Genomic DNA, 22,482 nt, shown 5'->3' with positions numbered 1-22,482 from the left:
TAAGGCTGATTTTAAGGAAAGAAGAGTGAAAATCTATTTGGTTGGCGGTGCAGTTCGCGATCAATTATTGGGGCTGCCCGTGACTGAAAGGGACTGGGTTGTTGTTGGTGGCAATCCAGAGAAACTCCTGTCACAAGGATATCAACAAGTCGGGAAAGATTTCCCCGTTTTCCTGCACCCTAAAACCCATGAAGAATACGCCCTTGCACGCACAGAAAGAAAATCAGGGCAGGGATATACCGGCTTTACCTGTTACGCGGCTCCCGATGTGACGCTGGAAGAAGATCTGCTGCGTCGTGATCTAACGATTAACGCCATTGCACAAACGCCAGAAGGCGAAATCATCGATCCCTATCATGGCATCAATGATCTCAAAAATCGTACCTTGCGCCATGTCTCAGCCGCATTTTCAGAAGATCCCCTGCGTGTTCTGCGTTTGGCTCGTTTTACCGCCCGCTTTGCCCATTTAAGATTTTCAATCGCACCGGAAACGCAATCGCTCATCACAGAAATGGTAGCGAGTGGTGAATTGTCAGCATTGACCCCTGAACGAGTTTGGCGGGAAACAGAAAAAGCCCTCACATCACAATCACCACAAGTCTATTTTCAAGTTCTGCGTGATTGTGGTGCGCTGACAGTGCTTTTTCCAGAAATCGATAATTTGTTTACCGTTCCTGTACGGGAAAAAACGCACGATAAAGATCAACCTGATGCTGGGCTACACTCATTGCACGTCTTACAAATGTCCACTTACTTGAGCAAAGAGATCGACATTCGTTTCGCCGCACTATGTAGCCATATTGGAATCACTCAGGTAAAACAAATGTGCGAACGACTGCGCATTCCTAACTCAGCACGCGACTTAGCCGTGATTGTGACCCAATATCACCATTGTGTTCATACCGCAGAACAACTTTTGCCGGAAGAGCTACTGATCTTGTTTAATGCCATTGATGCTTGGCGTAAACCACAACGAATCGAGCAATTAATTATTTGCAGTGAAGCAGACAGCCGTGGATACACAGCTCCAGAAACCTCGGCTTATCTGCAAGGAAATTATTTACGCGAAGTGTTTACGATTGCCAGTCAGGTAAACGTTCAAGAAGTCATTGCCCGTGGGTTTCAGGGCGCGGAAATACGCACAGAGTTAGAACGTCAGCGACATATTGCCATCACAAACTGGAAACAGAGGTCGGTAAATTAATTTCTGGTACCAAATAAATGCGTCCCAAAACAGCCATAACGTTGGGACGCTTTTTGATATCATCATCGGAAGGATTTATCAGTTAACCTGCACTCCGCTCAATCACCACACCAACACTTTTTGCCTGTGCGACAGCACCCGGTTTACTCACTTTGATCTTTACCCAAGGTGAATGAAATTGATTCAGCAAGATATTTGCCACTTCTTCAGCTACCCGTTCGACCAACGCAAAACGCTGGCTTTCCACATGATGAATTATGGCTTTGCTGACCCTGGCATAATCCAGACAGTGTTCGACATTATCGCTGGAAGAAGCGCGTTTGTTATCCCATCCCATTTCGATATCGAACACTAATTTCTGTTTAATCGTTTGTTCCCAATCATAAACACCAATAGTGGTAATCACCGTTAATTCGTCAATAAATACGATATCCATCACTACCTTTTCCCCGTTTTTCTGTCCGCCAGATACCACTTCCGGCGAAATGTGCGTATTATCCCTTGTTAGACTTAATAAAACGACTCTTATTCATTGGAGATATCTTATGAGTGCAATCGCGCTTGGCATGATCATCTTCGCGTACTTATGTGGCTCTATATCCAGCGCGATATTGATATGCCGTTTGGCAAGGCTTCCCGATCCCCGTCAACATGGTTCCGGTAACCCTGGAGCAACAAATGTACTGCGCATCGGTGGTAAATGGGCTGCATTGGCAGTACTGATTTGTGATGTCCTCAAAGGGCTTATTCCGGTTTGGCTGGCATACAAACTCAGTATTCCGCCATTTTACTTAGGTATTATCGCCATTGCTGCCTGTTTGGGGCATATTTATCCCATCTTCTTCCATTTCAAGGGGGGAAAAGGCGTAGCAACCGCTTTTGGTGCCATTGCTGCCATTGGCTGGGATCTAATGGGATTAGTCTCTGGTACATGGCTGCTGACTGTGCTGTTAAGCGGTTATTCCTCACTAGGTGCCATTGTCAGCGCACTGGTCGCTCCTTTCTACGTCTGGTGGTTCAAACCTGAATTCACTTTCCCTGTAGCAATGTTGTCGTGCTTGGTTTTAGTACGTCACCACGATAATATCCAGCGTCTCTGGCGTGGGCAAGAAAGCCGTATCTGGCAGAAATTAAAAAAGAAACAGGAAATGACGGATAAAGAAAAAATTCAATCCACAACAGAACAACAAGACGACTGAATCCAAAAGCCCCTTATTGTAGGGGCTTTCTTGGCTAATATATACCTGTCGTCTTTCAAGTTGCAGCTTTGTTGGCTGCGCTCACTCACCCCGATCACATCCCCGACTAACGTCACGATTGCTTCTATCGTTATCATGATAAAATAGAAGATAGCATCAAATTAACCTGTAAAATCTATATTTATAACCATAAATATGACATAAACTTACCGTTGAAAACCATTATTGTTTTGTGAAAATGATTGTATTTCTTGAACCACTCATTATTTTTAACCTTAATAATACGCTAGATTTCTAGTGCAAAATACAAACTATCTGTGAAAGGGGGTTTTATGAAAGCACTTGTTTATCATGGAGCAGGTCAAAAACATTGGGAAGAAAAAGCATTGCCTCAAATTATTGAGTCAACTGATGCCATTGTCCGTATTATTAAAACTACCATCTGCGGAACAGATTTACATATCCTCAAAGGGGATGTTCCTACGGTAGATAAGGGCCGGATTTTAGGCCATGAAGGTATAGGGATTGTTGAAAATATTGGGAAGTCTGTCCGTAATATCAAAGTGGGCGATAAAGTCATTATTTCCTGTATTACAGTTTGTGGCAGTTGTAGTTATTGCAAGCGTCAGCTTTATTCACACTGTGAAAATGGTGGTTGGATCCTTGGACATAAAATTGATGGTACTCAAGCTGAGCAAGTACGCATTCCTCATGCTGATAACAGCTTACATCGTTTACCAGAAGGGATAAATGAAGACGCTGCATTGATGCTTAGTGATATCTTACCGACAGGGCTTGAAATCGGTGTCATCAACGGCAGAGTTCAGCCAGGTCACACTATTGCCTTGATTGGTGCTGGTCCAGTTGGCCTTTCTGCACTTCTGGCATCACAATTCTACTCTCCAGCACACATCATTATGATTGATACTGATGACAATCGTCTTCATGTCGCCCAACAGTTTGGGGCTAACACAATTATCAACCCAGCACGCCAAAATGTCGTGGCAGAGATTCAAAAAATCACTGATGGCATTGGGGTCGATGTCGCGATTGAATGTGTCGGGATACCTGCAACATTCAAAATCTGTCAGGATATCATCACTGCTGGTGGGTATATTGCTAACGTTGGTGTTCACGGAAAATCCGTTGAATTGCATCTAGAAGAACTTTGGATCAAAAACATCACCATTACTACCGGATTGGTGAACACAAGCAGCACACCTATGCTGCTTAAAAGTGTTCAATCCGGCAAAATTTCACCTGAAAAACTCGTGACGCATCGTTATCTATTGAGTGAAATTGAAACAGCTTATGAAGTCTTTAATAACGCCGCTCAGGAAAAAGCACTGAAAATTGTTTTAACATCAGAATAAGCCTATAACTCAAAGCAGGAAGGGGAAGTCTAATTACTTCTTCCTGCTAAAATAACAACTGTTACTGAACAAGGCTGAGCACCAAGCGGTAGTCAACCCAAGTCATTCAGTACATTTCTTATCATTTCTGCAATGCAGGAAGATCCGACAGCGGCCAGCGCGCTTTTACTGTAACACCCAATTCACCGGTGGTTCCGCCTTGTAAACGGATCATGCCAGCCAGAGCGATCATCGCACCATTATCAGTACAGAATTCAGGACGGGCATAGAAGGCTTCACCACCCAGTTTTACCATTAATTCCTGCATTTTTGTCCGCAATGTCCCGTTGGCACTCACACCCCCAGCCATCACCAGACGTTTAAAACCTGTCTGTTCCAACGCCCGTTTGCATTTAATCGCCAGCGTATCGACAACTGCATCTTCAAAGGCACGGGCAATATCCGCTTTGGTTTGCCCATCCTCAACACTATCATGGCCATGAATGTTATTACGGATGGTATTGGCAGCAAATGTTTTCAGACCAGAAAAACTGAAATCCAGCCCGGGGCGATCTGTCATTGGACGTGGGAAAATAAAACGTCCGGCTTTACCCTGCTGTGCCATACGGGAAAGTACCGGGCCTCCGGGGTAATCCAACCCAAGCAATTTTGCGGTCTTATCGAAAGCCTCACCCGCAGCATCGTCAATGGATTCCCCCAACAATTGGTATTCACCAATTCCCGTTACACTAATAAGCTGGGTATGACCGCCAGAAACCAACAAGGCAACAAAAGGGAACTCAGGGCTATTTGCTTCCAGCATCGGTGCCAGTAAATGACCTTCCATATGATGTACGGGAATAGCCGGTACATTCCACGCGAACGCCAGTGAACGCCCAATAGTTGCCCCGACCAATAATGCACCAACCAAACCAGGCCCCGCAGTGTAAGCAACGGCATCGATATCTTTATTTGTCAGCCCCGCTTCTTTCAAAGCCGCCTGAATCAAGGGAACCGTTTTACGAATGTGGTCTCGCGATGCCAGTTCCGGCACAACACCGCCATAATCAGCATGCAGTTTTACCTGACTGTAAAGTTGATTGGCTAGCAGACCGGATCTGTCATCATAAATTGCGATTCCGGTTTCATCGCAGGACGTTTCTATACCTAAAACTCGCATTGTACTTTTCGTCTCGTCACTCTATCGTCACCATACTATTCATATTTCTTGGTGCACATGAATTCGTATATCGTATTCCCCTAAATCGGGCATAAGTGTACCACTATCCGTTTATAACCACTATTCACAACCTGTATTCGCCTCACTGAATGATGGCTTAACCGGACTATTTATAGGCTGGCTATTTTTCCTGTTTAGTCTATAATCAGTACCCTACTTGAATCTCCTGTGTGGTTAATGTTAATAGCGCTGGCGCAAGGCTGCTTGTTTTGTATACAAAAAGCATGTTATAGCCCGTTGCGCTATAGGTTTCAATTTTCCTCGGCACTTTACAAAGCCGTGTTCATTGAAGTAAAATTCCGCACCATTTTAAAGACGGCTGGCACTATCCCGCCAGCGACAAACCCGATTTCTATTGAGGTGAGAGGCACATGCCAGTAATTAAAGTACGTGAAAACGAGCCATTTGACGTAGCACTGCGTCGCTTTAAGCGTTCTTGCGAAAAAGCAGGCGTATTAGCAGAAGTTCGTCGTCGTGAATTCTATGAAAAACCAACGACTGAACGCAAACGCGCTAAAGCTTCTGCTGTTAAGCGTCATGCTAAAAAGCTAGCTCGTGAAAACGCACGCCGCACTCGTTTGTACTAATCCTTGCGGTCAATCCGCATAGTGGTTGTATTAACAAACTACTGCAATTAAAGGCCGTGCTTTCCCAGAGAAAGCGCGGCTTATTCTCGTTCATCAACAGGCGTAAAAGGGCTTATGGCTGGACGAATTCCACGCGCATTTATCAATGATTTATTAGCAAGAACCGATATCATTGATTTGATCGATGTCAAAGTGCCTCTCAAAAAGAAAGGCAAAAACCATCAAGCGTGCTGTCCTTTTCATAACGAAAAAACCCCTTCATTTACTGTTAATGGCGATAAACAGTTTTACCATTGCTTCGGCTGTGGCGCGCATGGCAATGCTATTGATTTTCTGATGAATTATGACAGGCTGGACTTTGTCGAATCCATTGAAGAACTGGCAGCAATGCACGGGCTGGAAGTGCCTTACGAAGCAGGCTCCGGCGGCGGTCAAATAGAACGCCACCAAAGGCAAAATCTTTATCAGTTGATGGAGAAACTAAACAGTTTCTATCAGCATTCACTGAATACACCCAATGCTCAGTCAGCCCGGCAATATCTGGCTCAACGTGGGCTTAGTGAAGAAGTCATTCAGCGTTTTGCCATTGGTTTCGCACCAGCGGGATGGGATAACGCCCTGAAACGCTTTGCCCATAACGTTGAAGATCGCAAACAGCTAAACGATGCAGGAATGCTGGTCACGAATGAGAATGGTCGGACTTATGACCGTTTCCGTGAACGTGTTATGTTCCCAATTCGAGATCGCCGTGGTCGAGTAGTTGCATTCGGGGGAAGAGTTCTGGGAGATGCACTTCCCAAGTACTTGAACTCACCGGAAACAGAAATTTTCCATAAAGGCCGGCAATTATACGGACTCTATGAAGCTCAACAAAACCACAATACGCTTTCAAGGCTATTGGTGGTTGAAGGTTATATGGATGTTGTTGCGCTGGCACAGTTTGACATTGACTATGCTGTGGCTTCGCTGGGAACGTCCACGACAGCCGAACACATTCAACTCCTTTTTCGGACAACGGATAGTGTTATCTGCTGTTACGATGGCGACCGGGCTGGCCGTGATGCCGCATGGAGGGCATTGGAAACCGCACTGCCCTATCTGAATGATGGACGGCAATTACGTTTTATGTTCTTGCCTGATGGCGAAGATCCAGATTCACTGGTTCGCAAAGAAGGCAGAGAGATTTTCGAACAGCGAATGGGAAAAGCATTGACCTTATCTGAATTTTTGTTCGAGTCTCTATTGCCACAAGTAGATTTGAGTACCCCAGAAGGTGCGACTAAACTCAGTTCGCTTGCCATGCCGCTGATTAGTCAGGTTCCCGGGGAAGCGTTGCGGCTCTATTTACTCCAAGAGATTGGAAGGTTACTAGGCATACCTGATACAACACAATTGGAACGATCTTTGGCAAAACTTGTCAAAAAAGATACCAATGCATATCAGGCGCTAAAACTGAAGCCAACAACAATGCGAATCCTTATCGCATTGTTGGTGCAAAATCCGCATTTAGCGACATTAGTTCCTTCATTACAGGGAATGTTTTCTGCTCAGATAGCGGGGTTACCGTTATTCATTGAGCTTGTCGACACGTGCCTTGCCCAACCGGGTTTAACAACCGGACAGCTTTTGGAGCAGTATCGCGATAATAAATACGCAAAACAGCTTGAAAAACTCGCTGCATGGAACGATATACAAGTAGAAGAGATTGCTGAAAAAACTTTCAGCGATGCGTTGAACCATCTTTTCGCATCAGCACTTGATGAACGTTTTAATTTTCTGATTGCCAAAGGCAGAACTGAAGGCTTGACATCAGAAGAACGCGAAGAAGTCCGCTTAATTACGGAGTCTGGTGCGAGGAAATAATAATTTGCTTCAACAAGACTATATTAATTAACTCACTCAATACGTTTGCATGTGTAATATTTTTGATGCAAATACGCTTTGATAAAAATATAGCTTGATGAAACAAATTCTAAATCAAGATTAAGAACACTGATACAGAATTCACGGCTTAAGTGCCGCATTAGGTAGGGAGATAGCTCTACAATTGTCGCTATTGTGGGCTGCGGCAATACAATGAAAACGCCCCTAAATGTTATTGTTGGCATATTTGTTTCGCCGACCGAACACCAACCAATACTCTGAAGTGTGGATACCGTCTTATGGAGCAAAACCCGCAGTCACAGCTAAAGCTACTTGTCACCCGAGGTAAGGAGCAAGGCTATCTGACCTATGCTGAGGTCAATGACCATCTGCCGGAAGATATCGTCGATTCTGATCAGATAGAAGATATCATCCAAATGATCAATGACATGGGCATCCAGGTAATGGAAGAAGCACCTGATGCTGATGATCTCATGTTGGCAGAAAACACAAACGACACCGATGAAGACGCGGCGGAAGCGGCTGCGCAAGTGTTATCCAGTGTCGAGTCAGAAATCGGCCGTACCACCGATCCAGTTCGTATGTACATGCGTGAAATGGGCACGGTGGAGCTACTGACTCGTGAAGGTGAGATTGACATTGCAAAGCGCATTGAAGATGGCATCAACCAAGTACAGTGCTCCGTTGCTGAATACCCAGAAGCGATCACCTACCTGTTGGAACAGTACGACCGCGTCGAAGCTGGCGAGAGCCGTCTGTCCGATTTGATCACGGGTTTCGTTGATCCGAATGCAGAAGAAGATCTCGCACCAACAGCCACTCATGTCGGCTCAGAACTTCCTCAGGAAGAGCTTAACGACGATGATGAAGAAGATGATGAAGAGCGTGAAGATGATTCTGATACTGAAGATGATAACAGCATCGACCCAGAATTGGCTCGCCAGAAATTTCAGGAATTGCGCACACAGTATGAAATTACTCGTCAGGTAATCAAAAATTACGGGCGTGACAATCCAAATACCGCAGCAGAAATATTAACCCTGTCTGAGGTATTCAAACAGTTCCGTTTGGTGCCAAAACAATTTGATTATCTGGTCAACAATATGCGTTCCATGATGGATCGCGTACGTCTTCAAGAGCGCCAAATCATGAAGATGTGTGTTGAGCAGTGCAAGATGCCGAAGAAAAACTTCATTACTCTGTTCTCTGGCAATGAAACTTCTGACACATGGTTCACCGCTGCAAAAGCAATGAACAAGCCATGGTCTGATAAGTTGCAGGAAATTGAAGAAGAAGTACTGCGTAGCTTGCAGAAGTTACACCAGATCGAAGAAGAAACTGGCCTGACTATTGAACAGGTCAAAGATATCAACCGTCGTATGTCAATCGGTGAAGCGAAAGCCCGCCGAGCGAAGAAAGAGATGGTTGAGGCCAACTTGCGTCTGGTTATTTCGATTGCGAAGAAATATACCAACCGTGGCCTGCAATTCCTTGATTTGATCCAAGAAGGTAATATTGGTCTGATGAAAGCAGTTGATAAATTTGAATACCGTCGTGGTTACAAATTCTCAACTTACGCAACATGGTGGATCCGTCAGGCAATTACCCGTTCTATCGCTGATCAGGCGCGTACCATCCGTATCCCGGTACATATGATTGAAACCATCAACAAACTCAATCGTATTTCCCGTCAGATGTTGCAGGAAATGGGTCGTGAGCCTTCACCGGAAGAACTGGCAGAACGTATGATGATGCCAGAAGATAAGATCCGCAAGGTACTGAAAATCGCCAAAGAACCAATCTCAATGGAAACACCAGTCGGTGATGATGAAGACTCACATCTGGGCGATTTCATTGAGGATACGACTCTCGAACTTCCGCTGGATTCTGCAACTTCAGAAAGCCTGCGTTCTGCAACTCATGACGTCCTGGCTGGCCTGACCGCGCGTGAAGCTAAAGTTCTGCGTATGCGTTTTGGCATCGATATGAACACTGACCATACACTGGAAGAAGTAGGTAAACAATTTGATGTAACCCGCGAACGTATTCGTCAGATCGAAGCGAAAGCCCTGCGTAAACTGCGTCACCCAAGCCGTTCTGAAGTACTGCGCAGCTTCCTTGACGACTAATCAACGAATTTGCTGATAAATCAGAAAGCGTCTGTTTCAACAGACGCTTTCTGCTTATTCTTTATTACTATTACTCGCGGATAAATCCCTGATACTCAAATAATGTCTTAAACCCGACACGCCGATATAACTCATTACCATCACGAGAGGCATCTAAATAACAGGCAATCGCACCATCCCGCCAGACTTCATTCAACACATAATTGATCAGAGCAGAAGCATATCCTTTTCTCTGCTGCTCCACCAGCGTACCAATATCATCAAAACGAACAATATTACCCAGCCATGATAAAGTTAAGGCACAAACAGGCTGACCATCGACATACAAGGCATAATGTTGCAGAGATTTCCCCGCATCCAACGCCGCCTGATGGCATTTCTGGTACTGTCCTGAGAGTATATTACCCGTTTCAAACGCACTCCCTACTGGCGTAGCCCAATCATTCAAACAACGATCAACACACCGAACGTCATATTCCGCAGCCGATAAATCGTTTGGCTGCCAACTCAGCAAATCGAGCTGCATACCAGTGGTTATACCATCAACATCGAATACAAACCCAGCCTGCTGGATAACCTCTAAAGTTTGATGATTCGGCTCTACAGTATAAATCGCAAACGGAACGATAGTTTTCTCATCAAGAAACCGAATACCTTTTTGTAAATCCTCTGCGATTTTGGCATGGTTATCTATAACCAATAAAAAGTTTAATACGTGAGCTTCAACACCTGTTATATAGGCACGGACATCATCGCTGATATGCTGATTCATTTTGCTGATAGATGAGTAAAAATGATCTTCAATTTGATGATGAGCAAAAGTAGCCACCGACAAATGATATTTGTTCATATTAACTCCAAAGGTATTTTTATAGAAAGTAATAAAAGTACTGAAAATCAATCTAGAAAATAAAGTCTCATCAATAAGCTTTTGTTGACGAAAGCATGACCAAAGTACATTAAACAATCAGAAACTTTTATTGAAAAAATGACCAGCATCACTAAAAGTGAGATCAGATTACTACTAATTGATTGAAATACGTTAAAAGATACTGATTGTTGTATATAAAATGCGCATATGAATTTTGGGGACTAGACCTAATACCAAACTGTACCGTATAATCCTCCTACTTCGCTGGCCCCTTAGCTCAGTGGTTAGAGCAGGCGACTCATAATCGCTTGGTCGCTGGTTCAAGTCCAGCAGGGGCCACCAGATTTTAGATGTTAAATCAGTACATTAAGCCACTATTAGACGAGTGGCTTTTTTGTTTTTGTAGGCTAGTGTCCCCTTTTTGTCCCCTGAGAAAAATTTAGTGTCCCCTCAGCATTCCGATTTACACATAATGGAGAACGTTTTTTAACCGAATGAACTAAATAGAAAAAATTTTTGCTGCCACTAAAAATATATTAACTCTGATTCACTTGATTTCAGTTTTTCTTCTACCACAAAGCCGCATCGCTCCTGTATTTTAAAATTTCCTTTATCCTTTCTTCGTGATCCCACTTCTCACGTAAAATATAATTTTCCTTTTATTATCATTGCATTATGATTTTCTCCGTGATCCTCTTTTGATCCAAAAACTGAAATTTCCTGAAAATCTTTTCACACTTTTCAATTTGCGATTTCTCTCACGCCGCCTGTGCTGGCGCGCTCTGGCAGTTCCCTTTGTCGGATTTTAAAACTGAAATAATTTTTTGATCCAAAACGTGCAGGCGGGTGCGGTGTAGTGCGTTTTACGTCAGGTTTACTTTTATTTCGTGGGGATTGTGCAGCGTGGGCGCAACTCAGGGGACGCGATCCAAATTAACCGCAGTGGTCTGTAGGTTAATGAGCGAATGGCGCTATGTGCGTCTAGCTGCATTTCGTAGGGAATAAAAAAGGCCACGATTTAACGTAGCCTCTCAATGGGTGATCTTCATTATTCGATGGACAAAGTTAACTGATGCCCGATAGCCGTCGCGACCTTACCAACCGTATCAATCTTGGTTGAATGCCGTAAGTCAAAGATGCGTGTCACTTCCTGCTTTTTGACCCCCATACGGTTAGCTAGCTCAGTTTGCGTTAATTTGGAATCAACGAACGCGTTAAGCATAAGCACCTTAGAGGCCACGCTTAGGGGCACATCAACATAATCATCATCATGCCCTATAGAACTAGGAAGCGGAATTTTTTCGTTATCTTCGAAGTAAAATTCGAATGATGTTATTAGCGCATCAAGTGCCATTTCCAGCGCTTCTTCCCGCGTATCCCCTTGGGTTAAGGCTTCGGGGATATCCGGGAACGAGACGAAATAACCGCCCTCTTCGACTGGCTCTAGTATTACTGAATATCTCATCATTTTTTATGGTGAAGCTGCGCGAGAACCCGCCCCTGAAGAGGCGGGTTTTTATTACAATCCTAATTGCTTAATGATTGCTTTCCTTAGTGGCTCTTTTATTTCATGGCTGGGGTGCCTTGGCATGACACTGCACTTCCCCTTGTATCTCAGTTTCAGATGGTTTGTTCCGTTTGAAACTTCGACGCCCTGAGCTTCCAGCCATCGCCTAAACTCGCTTTGCTTCACCACTCCTCCATTCTGTTGAACATGCGATCACAGTAAACATTTATGCTTACCTTGTCAACATTTTTGTTTACAAAAAAGGGGGAAGATAAAAATAAACCCCGCCGGAGCAGGGTTACTTTGACTACGACAAAAAAATCAACTGGTGAGGCTGGTTTTTTGTTTTTACTTTTGATGAGTTCGTCTTTCGCTGTGCTATTTACGAGATTGGTAGCCTCGACGATAGCGCGACACCTCTAAGCCAACATCATCAGTCTAATGCCTCTGCATAAAATATCAATCTTGGTATAGCGTAAAAACCTCACCCAATCACTGGCGAATACTTCTGTTTCAGCCCATCCGATTTATGCGCTGTGTTGCGTATCGCGCTGGCATTCTCTGGGGTGCCTGTGTTGTGATGGGTATGCGCGGCGGTCAGTTCGGCTAGTTCTTTGACCACATCCAGCGTGTCTAACATCAGGGTCATGACGTTGAGTTGCTGGCTGCCCACCCAGACTACGGGCGCAACGATTTCTTGTTTGACTCCGGCGATGCTCTGGCGAAGCAGGCCGATTTTTTCTATCAGCTTCTGGCCGACGTCGATATTGGCTTCTTTTCCCACGCTGACGACCAGATTTGAGGCAGTCGCCAGACTGTAATCACCATCAGCGATGTGCTGAATAGCACCCGCCAGTAAGGTAGACGTTCCCAAGACAATAGCTTTATCCGTGGCCTGTATGGTGGTTTCCCGTGCCACGACCGTGCGCGTTTCGGTATCGGCCTTAACTTCACGGTGCATGGACGATTCGTTAATGGTCTGGTCTGTCTGCCGTACCCAACTGCCTTCCTGTGTCACGCGCTGCGAGACTTCCGCGCGCTGCTGCTGCAATTGCTCACCCGGCTTGATATCCGGCAGGGTATTGCCCTGGCTCAGGGTCTGGCGGATAAACGGCTTATCCGGACGGCCGCCCTCGAAAGCGATCTCAACCCGCGTGCCGATGGGCGGATACTGGAACATCCCTGATTCACCGCCCGCCATGGGCAGGGGCAGCGGAACGGCACGGTAAACAGGCGCGGCGGCGTCTTTGCCGTCATCATCCAGCAACTGCACATCAACGGCATAGCGCGGCCTGAAGGGATCGGAGATATCGCCGCTGGCCGTGTTTTCGGTGTGTGCTTCAATACGGGCGAATTGGGGCAAATGTAGCCCGGCCGATAATTCGGGGTAAGCGGCGTCAATCTGGCGCTGCATCGGCGTTTTGCTTTCCGGCTGGCCTGTCAGTTTGTTGATGGCTTCCCATGTGATCACCATGTTTTCATTGTTCAGATTGACCTTGTTCAGCCGCTGCTGATTGACCACCACGCCGGGGCGCAGGGATTGGATCATAGGCAGGGTCATGGCATTGCCTGCGGACTGATGTTGGCTGAATTCATTCGGGATCTCGACGGAATTTCCGGCAAACATCGAATGCGCCCAGCTCCCCAGATAAACCGACCCATCCGGCAACTGATGCCAGATATAGTCCTCAATGGAAAAGATCTGTCCCAGACTCGCCAATAGCTGATAACCCGTGCCATTATGCGTGTAATGCGGGACAGGCTTATCCGTATAAGGCGCATCCGGTAAGGTGAACGTCAGCCCGCTATGCGACTGCAACCAGTCCGTCATCTGGCGCAAGGTCGGATGCTGAAAAGAACATGGCCACAATCGGTCAAACACGCCGACCAGCTCACGCACAAACAGGCGTTGATAGCCATTCTGGGCAGGCTGCGAGCGCTCCACATAGCCCGTAAACCAGCGTAATATTAAATCGGTGTAACCTACATCCAGCCGCACCAGTTTTCCGGTGTAATCGGTGCCCGTCTCTGCCGTGATAAACCCCCGGCCACAGGATGACAGTTCCAGCATGAGATTGGCATCGACCAGATGAACCTCATCACCGGATAACGACAATCGGTTAAGGGGTTTCATCGGCTGCCCCTATTTTGTCATTAATCGGCTTTAAGACCTCACGCTCAAACCAGCTTAACTGTTCGGGTTCTTCCTTGGCGGCTCCGGCTCCCTGCCTTGTCTGTTTCTTGGCCTGAATGGTGCCGACTGCGCGGGCATCGCGTTTTTCCGACACCGACAAATGTTCCCGCAAGGTAAATGTGACCTGCCAGGCCTGTTTACCGTCTACCTTACTGGCATCAAGGGTACTGGTGAACGTCCCGATGCGAAAGTTAATGGCCTGTGCGGTCAGGTTGGCGACACGGTAACGTTTCAGGTTGCCGTTCTCTTTGGCTTCCGCCAGTGCAAACAGCCGGGCAAAGGTTTTCTGTTCGGTAAAGGGAATAATGCCCGTGATGCGCAATTCTTTGGGCTTAATGCCCTGCTCCGCTACAGCGGTGCTGGATGACTGGCCGCTTTGGTCAGCATCCTGAAACATCATGGAAGGCGTGACGGTCAGACTTTTTAACGGGATGGCCTCGCCATCAAGGGCGAGGGTGATAATCTGGCTCATGCGATAGCATCCTTTCTAATGGGCTGATGTCGTCCCCGACAAACAGTGTCGCCAGCGTGTAAACGGCATCCGGTTCGGGGATGTCCTTGCGCATCTTTTCGGCCAACAATGCGCCGTTACCTTTCCCGGAGAACGTCCAGACGCTGGCTGATTTATCCTTGATCCCGTTCAGGGTATCGCTGACTTGCTGCAAGGCGTTTTGTCTTGCCGTGGTAAACCCGCTTAATTGTGATTTTAATCCCGCCAGACTACTGCCCGCGCTGGCTTGGGCTTTGGCCTGCTCTATCCGTTGTGCATTGACGGCCAAGCGGCTGGTCGATGTTGATAGCGGCTGAGGCAGCGGTAAACCGCCGCCTTGTTTGCCCGGCAATTGCATTTTGGTGATGACCAGACTTTCGGCGGTTTTTGCCATACGCGTGACCTGAGAAAAGACCGGCAGCGGCAACACCGATGAAAATTGCGTGAGGCTCTGCATAAATTCATCGTGTGTTTTGGCGCAGATCATCAGCACAACGGCGTTCAGGTTCTCAGCCCCCATCAGCTTATTTGACAGGTAATGAAGGGCGTTGGCCGGACTTAAGTAACTGCCACTGTCTGCCTGCTGCCCGACACCATAGATAAACGGGTGTACGGGCACGATAGCGGCCGATATCCCCGATAATTCCGGGGACAGTTGTATCACTTTACGCTGCCAGTGCATTATTCGGGTTGCTCCGGCCAGTGGATATCTGGGGCAGTTGAGCAATCCACACGATTGAGTAGCACCCGGTATTTACGCCAGAGGAGCAGTGCGGCTTTCTCGGCTTTGGTAGCGATTTCTAAGTCAACAGAGTCTTGTAGCAATGAGAGTGTCTCATTTGCATGTTGCAACAGTTCTGCTTGCTTCTGCTTTGCTTCAGTCATTTGATATGCTCTCAAGAGGTCTTTATCAATTACCCACTCTTTACCATCCCATTTGTCGTAATCAGTATCAGGTTTTTTGAATGTCAGCGTATCCGGCAATTTACCGATTTCAGTCAGTTCAGTCGGCGCTCGTGTTAACGTGTCGTAAGCGATTTTTCCACGATAGTCAGGACGCATTTCCCAACATTTACCATCCTCACGACGACAAACGGCTTTATCAGGAGAACCGGGCAGCGTTGGCGCATCAGAATAAGCCCCCGCTGACAAGCCAACTCCGAGCATGACATACTCAATATCAGAGTTTGTGAATTCTCGTGTGATTTGATTCGAGTGATAAACCTTTATCCAACCTGCTTGGGTTGCTAAACCATCTTTACCCAATACGGCTGTTTCATGTTCTAAGGAATATTTTTGCTCTGTCATTATATTGCTCTCACTATGTAGTTAAATGCGATATTGCGGGGTCTATTTTCGTTAGCTGTTGGGACTACACGTGATGCGTTAAACACTAAATTTGTATTAGCGGCTTCAGTATTACTTTGGTGGGTGAGTGCTCTCCATGACGCTACATATCTGCCCTCAAAAGCGCCGGTTGGCCTTGTTACTGCATCAAACCCGTAGTCGCCGCCAAATGACACGTCACCCATAATATTTCTGATGGCATCTCCTTGCCACGTTCCGCATTCTCGCCCCGGATCGATACCTCTACTATCATCCCACCCCCGGATAAACTCGCCTCTTAAATCAGGCGTCCTACCATTGGGATAAACTTCAGCTAATCTTGGATATAAAGATTTATCAAATTCTCTACCAGTACATGAGAGATAACCCGCTGGGGTGTGTCGATGCGGGTATGGAAGCGGAACGCCAACAGGCACGATCAAGCTATCTGCCTCTGCTCTTGTATATACCCCGATATCCGCCGCCGTTGGTTTATTATTCGGACTGTAAACTCGTTGGCCATTTTCCCAGATATTGCCCCGCGCCCAAATATCATGACCCGATACCACATCATATCCATCACCTGATTTGACATAGCCTTCAGCATCCACATGGCCGCTCACTACGCCCCCTGTTTTGGGGTAGGCACCGATATCCACCGCCGTTGGTTTATTATTCGGACTGTAAACTCGTTGGCCATTTTCCCAGATATTGCCCCGCGCCCAAATATCACGACCCGATACCACATCATATCCATCACCTGATTTGACATAGCCTTCAGCATCCACATGGCCGCTCACTACGCCCCCTGTTTTGGGGTAGGCACCGATATTGTCCACAAACGCTGCTTTATTTGGGATATCCGCCCCGTTCTGCGCTTTTTCGAGCCGATTATTGGTATTGTTATTAACAGAATTTAGTGCTGAATTCGTCGCATAGTCTTGCTGAACTTTGCCAAGTGTTTTTTGCAAGTCAGCAATATCACGATCACTCAATGTGCCTTTAGGGCGCAAATCAATAACATTCCCATCACCATCAACACGAGCCATCGCAAAGACATAATGTGGATACCCTGCCACATCAATATAGTTTTTCAGGTCATTTACGACGGTAATTTTAACGGCCGTTTTCCACTGGCTCATCAGATTGCCCTGATAGCTAAGATCCGCATACACATGGGTATTGCGCATAGAATTCAGGGTCTGGTCAAACTCCAGCTTGCCACGCAGCCCGCCCACATAGGCCAGCCCTTTTTTTACCGTGTACTGGTCACCACTGCGGATCACCGCAAAGCCATCTTCAAAGAAAGCCGCTTCGCCGTAGCTGTCGGTATTCATCAGGCGCTGCATCTCATCCATGCCCGACAACCGCGCAGTAAAATCAATCTGCCACGTTTCCGCCGTGGTCGTGATGGCCGTTTCTTTGGCGGCTCCCGCGAATTCGAGCAAGAAAGAGCGGGTCAGGACATTGCCCTGCAAGCCGTTAGCGGTTTTGATTTTCTTCTGGGTTGGCGCATGGGTGATCATGCCAATCACACCCGATGTCTTATTTATCAGGCCAATCCAGTTAAAATCAAAGTGACCCACTTCCGTTCCCAGCGTGACACTGTAGGCGACGGCGTTCTCGCTGGCCAGTCCGGTTTTGTTGACCGTCTGACGGTGCACAATGTGATTGTCGGCAGGCAATTTTTCATCGCGGTTAATAGCCTGAGACGGATCTAAGTCCGGCACATAAGCAAAGACAAATTCATCCAGCACCACAGGGTTTCCCGCTGCGGTCTGCTGCGCTTTCCATTTTTCAAAGTCCAAGGTAATGACGGAGGACATCTTTCTATTTCCTTATAATGAAGCACCGTAGATCACATTCGGTGCGCTATTTTCCTGTAAGCGGGCATTGTCACACACGGCTTCCCCCGAGATATGACCGACCCTTAACAAAAGTGGCTGTGTCGGCAGGGCTGCGTGATAACAGCAATAATCTGCGCCCACGCTCCCCACACGCATTAGCAACTGATTTTTTGCGATCACTTCAAAACGGTAGCGGCGGCAGGTGCAGCCATACTGGCGGATGATGTTCATCAGCAAATCGGGATTTTCGGCTATCTGGCCGTCACTGACGCGCAGGATAATCACATCCCAATCAATTTCCGGCTGACGCTCCAGCAACTCCACATAGCCGACCCCAAGACGGTCAAAGATGGCAATGAAACCTGCGATGCTGCCTGCGTCTCTGGCGTTGATAAAGGCGTACTTCACCCGCTTGCGAAACAGGGACAGCGGTTCGCCGTTAAAGCGCTGGATATCCCGCTGGTACGCCAGCACCGACAAGAGCGCCGCTGAGCAGGTTTCTGCATCCAGTTGCGCCAACGGCCATGTCAGCCAGCCGTAGACCATCGACCAGAATGCCCGCGCCGCACGGAGCAACTTGGCAGGCTCCCCCTTATCCATCCATGAGGGCAGCGCCAGCCGTTTTAGGCGTTCCCTGAATTCAGACATCCTTCACCTCCACCGACAGAGATTGCAGCCGGGGTACACTCAACTCACTGAGAAGATCACCCAATGAAAAGGTCAGTGATCCAATGGCCGCAAACTCACGATGGATCTCACGCCCCAGATTCGAAAAAGAAAATCGGGAGTACGGCCAGGTCTTTTTCACGTCATATTCTGTATTTTCCCGAAAAGCGCAGCGAATAAGGTTGCCCACGTCTGTTTTCAGTCTGGCTATCTGTTCCTGACTGTAGTTCGCCAAGTGCCCGACAAAGAGTGTCACGGTCAGCGCATGATGGGTTTCCGGCATCGGCAAACACTGCATATCATCCCCGTGCCCATGATGCCCCTGATTGGTGATGTAATCGTTCACCGCCTCAATAAACGGCTGGCTGATGACGCCCGAATCCAGCAACAAATACGCGTTGGCGGTTCCCGCACCACGGGGCGCGTCATGCAGGAAGAAAATACGGTCAATGCTCAAGCCTGCAACAGTGGCAATCATCCCCCGATAAACCGCGTCCGTGTGATAATGCCCCACCAAGTTATATTGGTTGCGGCAACGGTCGCGCAAATCATCATCTGATTCAGCATCTGCGCCGGGCGTCAATAACCAGCCTTCCTCATTCTGTACCCGCTCAATACCGGACACGGCCACAGGCAGGAGGCGAAAATAGCCCGGAGCCAGATTAAAGGCACCGCCTGCGGCTTCAGCAGTCACGGGCAGTAAGGCACGGGTGACACTGTCAGCCATCACCACACTTTCCGTGGTGCTGACCCGGTAGATTTCGCCATTGATACGCTCAGTCTGGATAACCGTTCCGGCAGGCACCGTCACCGCCGATGCACCTGCGGCTTTATAGAAGCGAATAACCCCCTGTGCCGCTGTTGCAGGCTTGCGTTTCAGGTTCACGCCCCATGCGAACATATCCAGCCATGCCCCCGCTGCGGTCGCCAGATACATATTTTTTAACGTCACGTTGATTAGCGCTTCTTTCAGCCATAACACAGGCCGCGTCACAACCGTGTTAATCAGCCGCCAAAAGGGGGACATCCGCGACGTGTTGGTAATCAGTCCGGCTCCATCCACGATCTTGGCGAACGCGGCGCTGATTTCAGTTTCCGTGGTCGGCATCCCGCTATCACGCAGCACTTTCTCGTAATCAATCGTCGGTTTAGTTTCCATTGCCTACACTCACATTAATACGACCAAAATCGTAAGTTTCAGCCATGATCCATAATTTAGTCAGCGATGCCTCATTAATGCTGACTGTCCCAGGAATAATCCGCTCATCGTTTTCAACCAGAATCACCATCTGTGTGTGAATATCAGCCCGTAATGCCGGGCTGCGTTCAGCAATTAAGTTTGTTGCCAATCCACTTTCGATAATTGCATGAACACAGTCCTGAGCAATAGAGACACGGTTATTGCACAATTGCGGTTCATTTCCTGAATTAAGCGTAAAATCACGCTCGCTAATTAATAAATCAATATATTTGGGTTTATCCATAAGCTACGTGCTCCCATTCCATTAATTGATCCGGCGTTACGGCACTGGAAATATTAAGTGTCACACTTTCAATACGGCGGCTGTTATCATTGACAGTCTGTGAATTACCCGCCACTTCATTAATCAGACCATTTTTATTAATACCCAGTTTATTTCCGCCAGTTAATATCTCTTGTGTTGCCGTTAAATTGGTAGAGAGAGAAGGCCGGGCTATTAGTTTTTGCGTATCATTTCCCATTCCCATATTAGGAATTGTGCTTATTGATTTCACCAAATCTTTTTCAATAGGAATAGTTTCAATATTTACACCGGGAAGATAATTTAATTTATCGATAACCCAATTGATTTCCTCAGCAAAAGAATCTTTAATCCAACCAAATAGACTACTGAAAATATTGGCTATGCCATCTACCATTTCAGAAAAAAACTTTACTAAAGTAAGTTCTCTGAAAGAGTTACCTAAATTATCCCAGTCACCCGTGATGACTTTACATACGAGGCTAAATATCTCAGCTAAACCGCCAATGGCATAGCTAATTAAATTGATAGGCAACATGATCAAACCAATTGCACCAGCAACAATACTGCCAAAAGTACTTCCCGCCCCTGTTACATTTTTAAGTTCTTCATCGGTATATTGGATAGGTGATAATAGGTCAGAAAATCCGCCGAATAAGGTACTTATTAAACTCCCAAACAGGTCAATTCCTTTACCAAGGACACCAAATAAGGCCTTAACGACATTCCAGACGGAACTTATTGCCCCACCAACCGCACCAAATAAAAATGAGAAAGGCGAAAGTGAGTCACTGGCTTCACTGAAGCCCTGAATAAACCCTGTAATAAATGCCTTGATAGGTTGCCAGAACTTAATAACTGCAATGGCCAATCCCGCAATAACGGCAATAATCAATAATATTGGCCAGCTCATAAAACTGAATGCAATACCCGTTAAAATCGCCGCGACCCGGATAGCCAGCAATGTGCCACGTAATATTGTCAGGCCAGTATTCCATGCAATAATAGCCGCGTGGTAAAGCCATATTGCCGCCGCGCCCAATTTTGTGATCAAGGTAAAAACAACAAAAATCCCTCTCAGGCCAATCAGGATAAATTTGGATATTCCCATCACAATATTGGCCACAGCCCCCGCAACAGCAAAGTTCATGATCGCCAGTGTGATATAACCCACCCAACGTGCGATATTGGGGAACAGCTTCATCCAACGCACCAACACTTGAGTAGTATCAGCAAGCCGATTGACCAAGGGTGTTATAACCGGCAACAATGCTGAACCAATCAAGATATGCAGGTTTTCCCAAATTTGCTGTAGCCGTTCCCACGGATCAGCCATCCGCGCGGCCATTTCACGGGTACGATCCATTCCATCATTCGCCCCCAGTAACGCTATACTCTTATTTAACACATCAACATCGTTGAAAAGTGTTTTAACAACGACAGCTGAGTCGCCAAATGCTGCCTCAATTTCTGCTTGGGCTTTAAGGTTACCCTCAATGCTCTTGCCATATTTGGCCTGTAGTTTCTCCAGTATTTCCGGCATGGAAAGCATCTGCCCGGACGCATTAACGAAACTTAACCCCAGGCTTTTCCCCCCATTAACCACAACTGACAGGAAGGATTCATAAGCCCGGCTGGATTCATCCCCCAATGAGCTTTGTAACTGGCCCAATACAGCCAGCTGTTCATCAATCCCCACGCCGAAATTCATTCCCGCTTTACGAGCGCCTTCCAACAGTTGTGTCATTTCCGGCATACTGGTGCCGAATGTCTGCGCCATAAACACGGCTTTGCCGGATAGTTCTTCCGCAAATTGAAGATGCCCGACAGACTCAGCGTGGCCAGAAAACAGAGCAAACATTTTCCCCATATAAGTTGCAGCATCTGTTGAGCTGGCTTTCAGGGCCACAGCAGTGGTGTTGGCAATCTTGGTCATCTGGGGCAATTCCGTTTGCTCCAGCCCTTGCACTGCCTTGTTTATTTCCGCTGCAGAATTCACAAATTCGATGGCTGATTTGCCATACTGTGAGCTAAAGGTCACAGAATCTTTGGCAATTTTTGCCATGACGCCACCATCAATTCCCTGCAATGAAGCTGATTTCAGGGCGTCATCCATTTGAATGGCTGACTCAAGGAAGCTATGCGTTGACCAGAATGAATCAGCGATGGTTTGTCCACCCGCAGCAACCATTCCAAATGCCTTCTGTGATTCCTTACCAAGATCACTAAGTTCCGTTTTTATACCGGCAATAGGTCGTGTAATACTACTAATTAAACTGTGTATATAACCCAGAATCATGGCTCACCCTTTAATGCCAATGCAATTCCATTTGCAGTTGCAATGCGTGTATATTCCCAATATCGATTGTCTAACCAAATTGCACGGGCTAAGTTTTCCGCTTCATCATTTTCATTGGGTAAATAATGACGACGCAAAGTTAAGGCCTGTTCAAATAAGCTATTTTCGATAGCCTTAACCCGCAA

21 protein-coding genes and 1 tRNA gene are annotated in these 22,482 nt (G+C 46.8%); 7 read left to right on the top strand and 15 right to left on the bottom strand.

The window, feature by feature from the left end:
* Window positions 1-25: 25 nt before the first annotated feature.
* Window positions 26-1,204, top strand: a complete 1,179-nt coding sequence (locus AC5JQI_RS02615) for a multifunctional CCA addition/repair protein (protein ID WP_493913630.1) — start codon at window positions 26-28, stop codon at window positions 1,202-1,204.
* Window positions 1,205-1,286: 82 nt separating this feature from the next.
* Here AC5JQI_RS02615 and folB read toward each other — a convergent pair whose 3' ends face one another.
* Window positions 1,287-1,640 (bottom strand): bifunctional dihydroneopterin aldolase/7,8-dihydroneopterin epimerase, encoded by a 354-nt coding sequence (folB, locus tag AC5JQI_RS02610; protein WP_237386515.1) that lies wholly within the window; start codon window positions 1,638-1,640, stop codon window positions 1,287-1,289.
* A 109-nt stretch (window positions 1,641-1,749) separates the two neighbouring features.
* On the opposite strand from folB, the gene plsY reads away from it, so the two are divergent.
* Together plsY and AC5JQI_RS02600 are read left to right on the top strand one after the other, a co-directional pair.
* Window positions 1,750-2,403 carry a glycerol-3-phosphate 1-O-acyltransferase PlsY gene (gene plsY / locus AC5JQI_RS02605; RefSeq protein ID WP_493913629.1) on the top strand — a complete coding sequence of 218 codons (654 nt, stop codon included), beginning with the start codon at window positions 1,750-1,752 and terminating at the stop codon, window positions 2,401-2,403.
* Between the two features lie 332 nt (window positions 2,404-2,735).
* On the top strand, window positions 2,736-3,776 hold the full coding sequence (locus AC5JQI_RS02600; RefSeq protein WP_493913628.1) for a zinc-dependent alcohol dehydrogenase family protein: 1,041 nt from the start codon (window positions 2,736-2,738) through the stop codon (window positions 3,774-3,776).
* Between the two features lie 121 nt (window positions 3,777-3,897).
* Here the strand turns inward: AC5JQI_RS02600 and tsaD are convergent, their stop codons facing one another.
* The gene (tsaD, locus tag AC5JQI_RS02595; RefSeq protein WP_493913627.1) at window positions 3,898-4,935 is read right to left on the bottom strand and encodes a tRNA (adenosine(37)-N6)-threonylcarbamoyltransferase complex transferase subunit TsaD; all 1,038 of its coding nucleotides are present in this window, start codon (window positions 4,933-4,935) and stop codon (window positions 3,898-3,900) included.
* Between the two features lie 431 nt (window positions 4,936-5,366).
* On the opposite strand from tsaD, the gene rpsU reads away from it, so the two are divergent.
* The 3 genes from rpsU to rpoD all read left to right on the top strand — a co-directional run bounded on the left by rpsU (window position 5,367) and on the right by rpoD (window position 9,595).
* Complete coding sequence (gene rpsU, locus AC5JQI_RS02590) at window positions 5,367-5,582, top strand: 30S ribosomal protein S21 (protein WP_001144069.1); 216 nt, start codon at window positions 5,367-5,369, stop codon at window positions 5,580-5,582.
* Window positions 5,583-5,696: 114 nt separating this feature from the next.
* Window positions 5,697-7,445, top strand: a complete 1,749-nt coding sequence (gene dnaG / locus AC5JQI_RS02585; RefSeq protein WP_493913626.1) for a DNA primase — start codon at window positions 5,697-5,699, stop codon at window positions 7,443-7,445.
* A 299-nt stretch (window positions 7,446-7,744) separates the two neighbouring features.
* Window positions 7,745-9,595, top strand: a complete 1,851-nt coding sequence (rpoD, locus tag AC5JQI_RS02580) for an RNA polymerase sigma factor RpoD (RefSeq protein ID WP_493913625.1) — start codon at window positions 7,745-7,747, stop codon at window positions 9,593-9,595.
* Between the two features lie 70 nt (window positions 9,596-9,665).
* Here rpoD and AC5JQI_RS02575 read toward each other — a convergent pair whose 3' ends face one another.
* Window positions 9,666-10,445: a GNAT family N-acetyltransferase gene (locus AC5JQI_RS02575; protein WP_493913624.1), complete on the bottom strand. Its 780-nt coding sequence runs from the start codon at window positions 10,443-10,445 to the stop codon at window positions 9,666-9,668.
* Window positions 10,446-10,732: 287 nt separating this feature from the next.
* Here AC5JQI_RS02575 and AC5JQI_RS02570 point away from each other — a divergent pair.
* Window positions 10,733-10,808: transfer RNA gene (locus tag AC5JQI_RS02570), tRNA-Ile, on the top strand.
* A 706-nt stretch (window positions 10,809-11,514) separates the two neighbouring features.
* Here the strand turns inward: AC5JQI_RS02570 and AC5JQI_RS02565 are convergent.
* The 12 genes from AC5JQI_RS02565 to AC5JQI_RS02510 all read right to left on the bottom strand — a co-directional run bounded on the left by AC5JQI_RS02565 (window position 11,515) and on the right by AC5JQI_RS02510 (window position 22,482).
* Window positions 11,515-11,931: a type II toxin-antitoxin system HicB family antitoxin gene (locus AC5JQI_RS02565; RefSeq protein ID WP_493914589.1), complete on the bottom strand. Its 417-nt coding sequence runs from the start codon at window positions 11,929-11,931 to the stop codon at window positions 11,515-11,517.
* Window positions 11,932-11,985: 54 nt separating this feature from the next.
* On the bottom strand, window positions 11,986-12,159 hold the full coding sequence (locus AC5JQI_RS02560; RefSeq protein ID WP_493913623.1) for a type II toxin-antitoxin system HicA family toxin: 174 nt from the start codon (window positions 12,157-12,159) through the stop codon (window positions 11,986-11,988).
* A 298-nt stretch (window positions 12,160-12,457) separates the two neighbouring features.
* Window positions 12,458-14,107: a type VI secretion system Vgr family protein gene (locus tag AC5JQI_RS02555; protein ID WP_493913622.1), complete on the bottom strand. Its 1,650-nt coding sequence runs from the start codon at window positions 14,105-14,107 to the stop codon at window positions 12,458-12,460.
* Complete coding sequence (locus tag AC5JQI_RS02550; RefSeq protein WP_038186363.1) at window positions 14,094-14,639, bottom strand: baseplate complex protein; 546 nt, start codon at window positions 14,637-14,639, stop codon at window positions 14,094-14,096. The genes AC5JQI_RS02555 and AC5JQI_RS02550 overlap by 14 nt, the downstream gene beginning before the upstream one ends.
* Window positions 14,611-15,339, bottom strand: a complete 729-nt coding sequence (locus tag AC5JQI_RS02545; RefSeq protein ID WP_493913621.1) for a hypothetical protein — start codon at window positions 15,337-15,339, stop codon at window positions 14,611-14,613. Before AC5JQI_RS02545 ends, AC5JQI_RS02550 begins: the two co-directional genes overlap by 29 nt.
* Window positions 15,339-15,965 (bottom strand): tail fiber assembly protein, encoded by a 627-nt coding sequence (locus tag AC5JQI_RS02540; RefSeq protein ID WP_493913620.1) that lies wholly within the window; start codon window positions 15,963-15,965, stop codon window positions 15,339-15,341. Before AC5JQI_RS02540 ends, AC5JQI_RS02545 begins: the two co-directional genes overlap by 1 nt.
* Complete coding sequence (locus AC5JQI_RS02535; RefSeq protein WP_493913619.1) at window positions 15,965-17,809, bottom strand: phage tail-collar fiber domain-containing protein; 1,845 nt, start codon at window positions 17,807-17,809, stop codon at window positions 15,965-15,967. The genes AC5JQI_RS02540 and AC5JQI_RS02535 overlap by 1 nt, the downstream gene beginning before the upstream one ends.
* A gap of 12 nt (window positions 17,810-17,821) precedes the next feature.
* Entirely contained in the window at window positions 17,822-18,478 is a 657-nt protein-coding gene (locus tag AC5JQI_RS02530; protein WP_493913618.1) for a phage tail protein, read from the bottom strand.
* Window positions 18,471-19,655, bottom strand: coding sequence for a baseplate J/gp47 family protein (locus AC5JQI_RS02525; RefSeq protein WP_493913617.1), 1,185 nt, complete (start codon window positions 19,653-19,655; stop codon window positions 18,471-18,473). The genes AC5JQI_RS02530 and AC5JQI_RS02525 overlap by 8 nt, the downstream gene beginning before the upstream one ends.
* Window positions 19,645-19,980 (bottom strand): DUF2590 family protein, encoded by a 336-nt coding sequence (locus tag AC5JQI_RS02520; protein ID WP_493913616.1) that lies wholly within the window; start codon window positions 19,978-19,980, stop codon window positions 19,645-19,647. Before AC5JQI_RS02520 ends, AC5JQI_RS02525 begins: the two co-directional genes overlap by 11 nt.
* Complete coding sequence (locus AC5JQI_RS02515; protein ID WP_493913615.1) at window positions 19,973-22,297, bottom strand: phage tail tape measure protein; 2,325 nt, start codon at window positions 22,295-22,297, stop codon at window positions 19,973-19,975. The genes AC5JQI_RS02520 and AC5JQI_RS02515 overlap by 8 nt, the downstream gene beginning before the upstream one ends.
* Window positions 22,294-22,482: a DUF6890 family protein gene (locus AC5JQI_RS02510; protein ID WP_493913614.1), complete on the bottom strand. Its 189-nt coding sequence runs from the start codon at window positions 22,480-22,482 to the stop codon at window positions 22,294-22,296. Before AC5JQI_RS02510 ends, AC5JQI_RS02515 begins: the two co-directional genes overlap by 4 nt.

Source organism: Xenorhabdus sp. XBWT (genome assembly GCF_059072735.1).
Note: the sequence above shows the minus strand (reverse complement) of the source record. Positions and strands in the feature narration are given on the sequence as shown.

What these genes read in the sequence shown, in the direction of transcription:
- folB (WP_237386515.1), bottom strand. Translation starts at nt 1,640, where the DNA reads ATGGATATCGTATTTATTGACGAATTAACGGTGATTACCACTATTGGT.
- plsY (WP_493913629.1), top strand. Translation starts at nt 1,750, where the DNA reads ATGAGTGCAATCGCGCTTGGCATGATCATCTTCGCGTACTTATGTGGC.
- AC5JQI_RS02600 (WP_493913628.1), top strand. Translation starts at nt 2,736, where the DNA reads ATGAAAGCACTTGTTTATCATGGAGCAGGTCAAAAACATTGGGAAGAA.
- tsaD (WP_493913627.1), bottom strand. Translation starts at nt 4,935, where the DNA reads ATGCGAGTTTTAGGTATAGAAACGTCCTGCGATGAAACCGGAATCGCA.
- rpsU (WP_001144069.1), top strand. Translation starts at nt 5,367, where the DNA reads ATGCCAGTAATTAAAGTACGTGAAAACGAGCCATTTGACGTAGCACTG.
- dnaG (WP_493913626.1), top strand. Translation starts at nt 5,697, where the DNA reads ATGGCTGGACGAATTCCACGCGCATTTATCAATGATTTATTAGCAAGA.
- rpoD (WP_493913625.1), top strand. Translation starts at nt 7,745, where the DNA reads ATGGAGCAAAACCCGCAGTCACAGCTAAAGCTACTTGTCACCCGAGGT.
- AC5JQI_RS02575 (WP_493913624.1), bottom strand. Translation starts at nt 10,445, where the DNA reads ATGAACAAATATCATTTGTCGGTGGCTACTTTTGCTCATCATCAAATT.
- AC5JQI_RS02565 (WP_493914589.1), bottom strand. Translation starts at nt 11,931, where the DNA reads ATGAGATATTCAGTAATACTAGAGCCAGTCGAAGAGGGCGGTTATTTC.
- AC5JQI_RS02555 (WP_493913622.1), bottom strand. Translation starts at nt 14,107, where the DNA reads ATGAAACCCCTTAACCGATTGTCGTTATCCGGTGATGAGGTTCATCTG.
- AC5JQI_RS02550 (WP_038186363.1), bottom strand. Translation starts at nt 14,639, where the DNA reads ATGAGCCAGATTATCACCCTCGCCCTTGATGGCGAGGCCATCCCGTTA.
- AC5JQI_RS02545 (WP_493913621.1), bottom strand. Translation starts at nt 15,339, where the DNA reads ATGCACTGGCAGCGTAAAGTGATACAACTGTCCCCGGAATTATCGGGG.
- AC5JQI_RS02540 (WP_493913620.1), bottom strand. Translation starts at nt 15,965, where the DNA reads ATGACAGAGCAAAAATATTCCTTAGAACATGAAACAGCCGTATTGGGT.
- AC5JQI_RS02535 (WP_493913619.1), bottom strand. Translation starts at nt 17,809, where the DNA reads ATGTCCTCCGTCATTACCTTGGACTTTGAAAAATGGAAAGCGCAGCAG.
- AC5JQI_RS02530 (WP_493913618.1), bottom strand. Translation starts at nt 18,478, where the DNA reads ATGTCTGAATTCAGGGAACGCCTAAAACGGCTGGCGCTGCCCTCATGG.
- AC5JQI_RS02525 (WP_493913617.1), bottom strand. Translation starts at nt 19,655, where the DNA reads ATGGAAACTAAACCGACGATTGATTACGAGAAAGTGCTGCGTGATAGC.
- AC5JQI_RS02520 (WP_493913616.1), bottom strand. Translation starts at nt 19,980, where the DNA reads ATGGATAAACCCAAATATATTGATTTATTAATTAGCGAGCGTGATTTT.
- AC5JQI_RS02515 (WP_493913615.1), bottom strand. Translation starts at nt 22,297, where the DNA reads ATGATTCTGGGTTATATACACAGTTTAATTAGTAGTATTACACGACCT.